At 40.2% G+C, this 438-nt stretch carries 1 tRNA gene; it reads right to left on the minus strand.

Annotation, left to right across the window (positions count from 1 at the left end):
- Positions 1–198: 198 nt before the first annotated feature.
- Positions 199–272: transfer RNA gene (locus tag EYW44_RS21965), tRNA-Ala, on the minus strand.
- Positions 273–438 lie beyond the last annotated feature (166 nt).

Genomic DNA, 438 nt, shown 5'->3' on the forward strand with positions numbered 1-438 from the left:
TTCATCGCCTCTGAAAGCCTAGGCATCCGCCATACGCCCTTATTTAGCTTATTGTACTTTTTGCTGTAGATTCTCATCTACAACGAGCTCTTTATATTTTTTATAAATGTCTGTTAGATTTTAACATCTAACTCTCTATCTTGATTCTTTACGATATCATTTTACCAATATGTCAATGAACTTTTCGCTTTCGCGTTGTGGAGAATATCGGAGTCGAACCGATGACCTCTTGCGTGCAAGGCAAGCGCTCTAGCCAGCTGAGCTAATCCCCCAAATACTAGTAGTTAGTATTGAGTAGTAAGCTTGAGTAGTTATCCCTCTCAAACTACCATTCTCAACTTCTAGAATTTCCTTTCAACTAAGCCTTAAATTTAATAGTAGTCTCGGGCAGACTCGAACTGCCGACCTCTACATTATCAGTGTAGCGCTCTAACCAGC

The sequence above is a fragment of the Tenacibaculum sp. M341 genome (assembly GCF_004337695.1).
Taxonomy (GTDB): domain Bacteria; phylum Bacteroidota; class Bacteroidia; order Flavobacteriales; family Flavobacteriaceae; genus Polaribacter.